Below are 6,437 nucleotides of genomic sequence, written 5' to 3' on the forward strand. Positions count from 1 at the left end.
AGCTGACCGCGGGCCGCGAGCTGCGCATCGCCGGTGTGGAGTGGGCCGGGGAACCGGCACCGAGCCGCACCGGTGAACCGACCCCGCCGAAGATCCCGGAGGAGAGCTGACCATGTGCCGTGTCGTCGATCTGCAACAAGCGGTGCTCGCCAAGAACGACGCGGCGGCACAGGCCCTGCGCGCGGGCCTCGCCGCCCAGGGCACCACGGTGGTCAACCTGCTGTCCAGTCCCGGCAGCGGCAAGACCGCCCTGCTGGAAGGCGAACTGCTGCTCGCCCGTGAGCGCGGACTGCCGGTCGCCGCCCTCACCGCCGATCTGGCCACCGAGAACGACGCCGAGCGCCTGGCCCGCTCCGGAGCCCCCGTGAAGCAGGTGCTGACCGACGGGCTGTGCCATCTGGAGGCCGGGATGCTGGCCGGACATCTGCACGGCTGGCTGCCCGGACACACTCGGCTGCTGTTCGTGGAGAACGTCGGGAACCTGGTCTGCCCCGCCTCGTACGACCTCGGCGAGTCGCTGCGGGTCGTCCTCGCCTCGGTGACCGAAGGCGAGGACAAGCCGCTGAAGTACCCCACGGCCTTCGGCCTCGCCCAGCTCGTGATCGTCACCAAGACGGATATCGCCGAGGCGGTGGGATTCGACGAGGGGGCCTTCCGCGCCCATGTCCAGCAGGTCAACCCCGGTGTGGACGTGCTCCTCACCTCCGCCCGGACGGGCCAGGGCACCGGCGCCCTGCTCGACCGGGCCCTGGCGGCGGCGGAGGGAAGCCCGGTCCACGCCCCGGTCATGGCGCGGGCACGGTCGTGAGCACCTCGCACCAGGAAGCGGAGACAGCCGATGCCGCGGCACCGGCCACCGCGTCGGTACAGCGCCGCCGGGTCACCGTCAGGGGCGTGGTGCAGGGCGTGGGCTTCCGGCCGTATGTGTACACCCTCGCCACCGGCCTGGAACTGGCCGGCCATGTCACCAACACCGGTGAGGGCGTGGTAGCCGAGGTCGAGGGCGCACCGCTCGCCGTCGCCAGTTTCTGTACCCGTATCGCCGTGGGCGCCCCACCGCTCGCACTCGTGGAGTCGGTACACGACGAGGAGCTCCCGGCCACGGGCGCCAGCGGGTTCGCCATCGTCGCCTCACACAAGGACGGTCCCATCCGCACCCTGGTATCCCCGGATACGGCCACCTGCGACGCCTGCCTGGCCGAACTCGCCGACCCGGACGACCGCCGCCACCGGCACCCCTTCATCACCTGCACACACTGCGGGCCGCGCTTCACCATCGTCACGGGACTGCCCTACGACCGGGCCCACACCACCATGGCCGACTTCCGGATGTGCGAGGAATGCGCCGGGGAGTACGAGGACCCAGCCGACCGCCGTTTCCACGCCCAGCCGGTCGCCTGCCATGCCTGCGGTCCCCGGCTGCGGCTGGTCCTGGCGCCGGCCGCCCCCGGACTGCGGCATGAGCTCGTGGAGCCGCTCGACCCCAACGACCGCAGCCTGATCGGACCCGTCGCCGCCGATCCGATCGCGCACGCGCGCAGGCTGCTCGCCGACGGCGCCATCCTCGCGATCAAGGGACTCGGCGGATACCACCTGGCCTGCGACGCCACGAACTCCACCGCGGTCGCCCTGCTGCGCCGGCGGAAGGCGCGCGGTGACAAGCCGTTCGCCCTGATGGCCAGGGACCCCGCCACCGTCGAGCACCTCGTCACGATCGGCGCGGTGGAACGGGAGCTGCTCACCGGCAATGTCCGCCCGATCGTGCTGCTGCGCCGCCGTGCCGAGCCCCTGTCCCGGGCGGGTGCTCCCCGGCCTGCGGACGAGGTCGCCCCGGGCAGCCCGGACCTCGGCGTGATGCTGCCCTACACACCGGTGCACCATCTGCTGCTGGGCCTCGGCGACGGCACCGGCGGACTCGGCCAGTCCCGACCCCAAGCCCCGGCAGGCCCCGGGCTGCTCGTGATGACCAGCGGGAACTTCGCCGGAGAGCCGATCGTCACCGATGACACGGAAGCGCTCGACCGGCTGGCACACCTGGCCGACGCCTGGCTGCTGCACGACCGCCCCATCCATGTGCCCTGCGATGACTCGGTGGTGCGCGTCTGCGACGGCGAGCCCCTGATCCTGCGCCGCTCACGCGGCTACGCCCCGCTGCCGATGACCCTGCCGGTGCCCGTGGTACCCGCGCTCGCCGTGGGCGGCGATCTCAAGAACACCTTCTGCCTCGGCAGCGATCGCAAGGCCTGGCTCTCGGCGCATATCGGCGATATGGACGGCCTGGCCACCCAGCACGCTTTCGAGTGCGCGGAGGAGCAGTTGGAGCAGATCACCGGAGTGCGGCCCGCGCTGCTGGCCGCCGACCGGCACCCCGGCTACCGCTCCGGCCAGTGGGCCCAGCGCAACGCCGACGACCGGCCGCTCGTCGCCGTCCAGCACCACCACGCCCATATCGCGTCCGCGATGGCGGAGCATGGACTGGACGGCGGCGAGCGGGTGATCGGGGTCGCCTTCGACGGCACCGGCTACGGCGACGACGGAGCCGTGTGGGGTGGGGAGTTCCTGCTCGCCGACTACAGCGGCTTCAGCCGCTACGCCCACCTCGCCTACGTTCCCCTCCCCGGAGGTGACGCGGCCGTCCGGCGGCCCTACCGTATGGCGCTCGCCCACCTATGGGCGGCGCGCGTCGAGTGGAGCGCCGACCTGCCCTGCGTACGAGCCTGCCCGGCGGGCGAACTCGCGGTTCTCGAACGCCAGTTGGCGAGCGGGCTCAACTGCGTTCCCACCTCCGGCATGGGCCGGCTCTTCGACGCGGTCTCCTCACTCGCCGGTGTGTGCCAGCTCGTCGGCTACGAGGCGCAGGCCGCCGTCGAACTCGAAGCCGCCGCCGTGAGCGCGGCGGCTGCGGACCTCGGCAGCGGCAGCGATCCCGCGGCCTACGCCTTCGCGCTGCGCCCGCCGCGGCAGGGCAGCGAGGACCCGCTGACAGCCGATCCCGCCCCCCTGCTCGCCGCCATGGCCGGGGACCTGCGCACCGGGACGCCGGCCGCCGTGCTCGCCGCCCGCTTCCACACCGCCGTCGCCCGGCTCGTCCGCACGGTCTGCGCCTCGGCGCGTGAGCGGCACGGACTGACCACGGTGGCCCTGACCGGGGGAGTGTTCGCCAACACACTGCTCTCCTCCGCCTGCGCCCGCGGACTGCGCGACGACGGCTTCACCGTGCTGCGCCACCACCGGGTCCCCCCCAACGACGGAGGCCTGGCCCTGGGCCAGCTCATGGTGGCCGCCCGCAGCCTTCGGAAATAAGGAGAGACACATGTGTTTGGCGGTACCGGGCAAGGTGCTGGCCATCGAGGACCGGGACGGCACCCGGATGGCCTCGGTCGATTTCGGCGGTGTGGTGAAGGAGGTGTGCCTGGAGTACCTGCCGGACCTCCGGGTCGGTGAATACGCCATCGTCCATGTGGGATTCGCGCTGCAACGGCTGGATGAGGAGTCCGCCCGGAAGACCCTGGAGCTGTTCGAGAACCTCGGCATGCTCCAGGAGGAGTTCGGCGACCCCTGGGAGCAGGCCGCCGCCGAGGCGCACGGCCCCGGATCTGTCGGCGGGGCCACCGGAACCGTGGCCCGGGAGGCGCGGCCGTGAAGTACATCGACGAGTTCCAGGACCCGCAACTGGCCGGGCGGCTGCTTGACGAGATCCGTGCCACCGTGACCCGCCCCTGGGCGCTCATGGAGGTGTGCGGCGGCCAGACCCACACCATCATCCGACACGGCATCGACCAACTGCTGCCTGACGAAGTCGAGTTGATCCACGGCCCCGGCTGCCCTGTGTGCGTCACCCCGCTGGAGGTGATCGACAAGGCCCTGGAGATCGCCTCCCGGCCCGGGGTGGTCTTCTGCTCGTTCGGCGACATGCTGCGTGTTCCCGGCACCGGGCGCGACCTCTTCCAGGTGCGTAGCGAGGGTGGCGACGTACGGGTCGTCTACTCGCCGCTCGACGCCCTGCGGATCGCCCAGCAGAACCCGGACCGCCAGGTCGTCTTCTTCGGCATCGGATTCGAGACCACCGCCCCGCCCAACGCCATGACGGTCTACCAGGCCCGCAGGCTGGGCATTCGCAACTTCAGCCTGCTGGTGTCCCATGTGCGGGTGCCACCCGCGATCGAGGCGATCATGCGATCCCCGGACTGCCGGGTGCAGGCCTTCCTCGCCGCGGGCCACGTATGCAGCGTGATGGGCACCGGGGAGTACCCGCGGCTCGCCGAACGGCACCGGGTCCCGATCGTCGTGACCGGCTTCGAGCCCCTGGACATCCTCGAAGGCGTACGCCGCACCGTCCGGCAACTGGAGCGTGGCGAGCACACCGTGGAGAACGCCTACCCGCGAGCCGTCAGACCCGGAGGCAACCCGTCGGCACGGGCGATGCTGGACGATGTCTTCGAGGTCACCGACCGCGCCTGGCGCGGTATCGGTGTGATCCCGGACAGCGGCTGGCGGCTGTCCGCGCGCTATCGCGACTACGACGCCGAGCACCGCTTCGCCGTGTCGGGAATCGACACCCGCGAACCGGCCGCCTGTCGCAGCGGCGAGGTCCTGCAAGGACTGCTGAAGCCCCATCAGTGCGAGGCCTTCGGCACCGTCTGCACCCCGCGCACCCCGCTCGGCGCCACCATGGTGTCCAGCGAGGGGGCCTGCGCCGCGTACTACCTCTACCGGCGGCTGGATCTGCCGGCACCATCCAGGGAAGGCAGTTCCGTTGTCTGAGGCCACCGCCCGTGCGTCCGTTGCCACCGAGGCAGGCGTCCCCCCAGGAGAAGCCCCGGACCTGCTCGGGTGGACCTGCCCGCTGCCCGTCCACGACCGGGCCCGAGTGGTCATGGGCCACGGTGGCGGCGGTGCCCTGTCCGCCGAGCTGGTCAGGGATGTGTTCGCACCCGCGTACGGCGGACACACGCTCGCCGGACTCGGCGACTCGGCCGCGCTCGAAATCGGCGGTGCCCGGCTGGCGTTCTCCACCGACTCGTTCGTGGTACGCCCGCTGTTCTTCCCCGGCGGCAGCATCGGCGACCTCGCCGTCAACGGCACGGTGAACGACCTCGCCATGAGCGGGGCGAAACCCGCGTACCTGTCCTGCGGGTTCATCCTCGAAGAGGGCGTGGAGATCGCCGTCGTCTCCCGGGTCGCGGAAGCACTGGGGGCGGCCGCGCGGACGGCCGGCGTGGAGATCGCCACCGGTGACACCAAGGTGGTCGAAGCCGGCCACGGCGACGGCGTCTACATCAACACCTCCGGCATCGGCCTGATCCCGCGGGGCGTCGACCTGCGCCCGCAGCGTGTCGTCCCCGGCGACGCGGTGCTCGTCAGCGGTGCGATCGGGGTGCACGGGGTCGCCATCATGAGCGTGCGCGAGGGCCTGGAGTTCGGGGTGGAGATCCAGAGCGACTGCGCCGCACTCGGCGGTCTGGTCGAGTCGATGCTCGCCGCCGCCGGTGACCCCGGCGCCCTGCGTGTGCTGCGCGACCCGACACGAGGCGGTCTGGCCGCCGCCCTCAACGAGATCGCGGCGGCGTCCGGCACGGGCGTGGTCATCCAGGAGCGTGCCGTACCCGTGCCTCCCGCGGTCGCCAACGCCTGCGCCGTGCTGGGCCTGGACCCGATGTACGTCGCCAACGAGGGCAAGCTCGTCGCTTTCGTCCGGCCCGATGCCGCGGACGCGGTGCTCGCCGCGATGCGGGCGCACCCGCTCGGTGGCGAGGCGGCCGTGATCGGCGAGGTGGTCGACGCCCACCACGGCATGGTGGTGGCACGCACCGGCCTCGGTGGTACGCGGGTGGTCGATCTGCCGCTCGGTGAGCAGCTGCCGCGTATCTGCTGATCGGTCCGCTGATCCGGACGGCAGATCAGAAGGCTCTCGGGCGACGCTCGGATCGTGTGGCGCTCGCACGGGGCATGTTTTGTCCGATAATGGTCATTCGGGTGCTGGCTGGGCACCGGCGGTGTCCGGCTGCCTGGAAGAGGAGGGCGCTATGAACCGGGACGGCAGCGGCAAGGACTACGAACTGGTCTTCGCGCAACCCGGCGGGACGCACACGGGGTCGGCAGCAGCGGCCGACGAGGACGCGGTCGTCGTCCACCGCACCGACCGCAAGGGCCCGGGCGGCCATCCGGTCTACGCCGACGACACCGGCATCGTGCAGGCGGAGATCAGCGACCGCGGCGAGGTGCGGATGCTCGCGAGCGGCGGCCACCAGCAGCCCGCCTCCGGCGTCGCGGCCCGGCGGCTCGCGTCCTGAACCGCCCCCCGTAGACCGTGTTCGAGGATTCCCGCCCGGCTCGCGACTCCCCTAGTGCTGTGACCGGATAGGTTCACCGGCTCGCGACGTCCTGCACGGCACCTCGCTGCGTTGTCGAATCACCCGAGTACATCCAGTACGAGG

Annotated in this window: 6 protein-coding genes; all 6 read left to right on the forward strand. The window is 71.8% G+C overall.

Annotation, left to right across the window (positions count from 1 at the left end):
* Positions 1–112: 112 nt before the first annotated feature.
* The 6 genes from hypB (at position 113) to ACFWI9_RS32225 (ending at position 6,293) form a co-directional block, all read left to right on the forward strand.
* Positions 113–808: a hydrogenase nickel incorporation protein HypB gene (gene hypB / locus ACFWI9_RS32200; protein WP_387168219.1), complete on the forward strand. Its 696-nt coding sequence runs from the start codon at positions 113–115 to the stop codon at positions 806–808.
* Complete coding sequence (gene hypF, locus ACFWI9_RS32205; protein ID WP_387168222.1) at positions 805–3,303, forward strand: carbamoyltransferase HypF; 2,499 nt, start codon at positions 805–807, stop codon at positions 3,301–3,303. The genes hypB and hypF overlap by 4 nt, the downstream gene beginning before the upstream one ends.
* Positions 3,304–3,313: 10 nt before the next feature.
* The gene (locus ACFWI9_RS32210) at positions 3,314–3,643 is read left to right on the forward strand and encodes a HypC/HybG/HupF family hydrogenase formation chaperone (protein WP_387168225.1); all 330 of its coding nucleotides are present in this window, start codon (positions 3,314–3,316) and stop codon (positions 3,641–3,643) included.
* The gene (hypD, locus tag ACFWI9_RS32215) at positions 3,640–4,764 is read left to right on the forward strand and encodes a hydrogenase formation protein HypD (protein WP_387168228.1); all 1,125 of its coding nucleotides are present in this window, start codon (positions 3,640–3,642) and stop codon (positions 4,762–4,764) included. Before ACFWI9_RS32210 ends, hypD begins: the two co-directional genes overlap by 4 nt.
* A gap of 112 nt (positions 4,765–4,876) precedes the next feature.
* Positions 4,877–5,875: a hydrogenase expression/formation protein HypE gene (hypE, locus tag ACFWI9_RS32220; RefSeq protein WP_387168234.1), complete on the forward strand. Its 999-nt coding sequence runs from the start codon at positions 4,877–4,879 to the stop codon at positions 5,873–5,875.
* 151 nt (positions 5,876–6,026) lie between these two features.
* On the forward strand, positions 6,027–6,293 hold the full coding sequence (locus tag ACFWI9_RS32225) for a DUF6296 family protein (protein ID WP_387168231.1): 267 nt from the start codon (positions 6,027–6,029) through the stop codon (positions 6,291–6,293).
* Positions 6,294–6,437 lie beyond the last annotated feature (144 nt).

This window comes from Streptomyces sp. NPDC127084, from assembly GCF_042724175.1.
GTDB lineage: Bacteria > Actinomycetota > Actinomycetes > Streptomycetales > Streptomycetaceae > Streptomyces.